The following is a 418-nucleotide window of genomic DNA, read 5'->3' as shown; positions in this document are numbered from 1 at the left end:
CCAACAAGGGCGCGGCCGGGGTGGACGGCCAGAGCCTGGAGAGGTTTGCGGCGAACTCGGAGAAGTATCTGGGGGAGCTATCGGTCGCGCTGAAGGACGGGAGCTATCGTCCCCAGCCGGTCCGGCGGGTCGAGATTGCCAAAGGCGATGGAGGAACGCGGCCGCTGGGCATCCCGGCGGTCAAGGACCGAATTGTCCAGACGGCGGTGAAGCTCGTGATCGAACCGATCTTCGAGGCATCGTTCTGCGAGGGGAGCTACGGTTTCCGTCCGGGACGAGGCTGCCATGATGCGGTGCGCGAGGTCGACGGCTTGATCAAGGAAGGGTTCACCTTCGTGGTGGATGCCGACCTCAAGGGTTACTTCGACAGCATTCCGCACGATCGGCTGATGGAGCGGGTGGAGGAGCGGCTCAGCGA

1 protein-coding gene is annotated in these 418 nt (G+C 64.4%); it reads left to right on the top strand.

Annotation, left to right across the window (positions count from 1 at the left end):
• On the top strand, positions 1 to 418 hold a 418-nt coding region (locus JG676_RS08390), incomplete at both ends, for a reverse transcriptase domain-containing protein (RefSeq protein ID WP_246801828.1).

The organism is Campylobacter sp. 2018MI34, assembly GCF_016598975.1.
In the GTDB taxonomy this organism is placed as follows: domain Bacteria; phylum Campylobacterota; class Campylobacteria; order Campylobacterales; family Campylobacteraceae; genus Campylobacter_D.
This window is presented reverse-complemented; position numbering and strand designations above follow the sequence as displayed.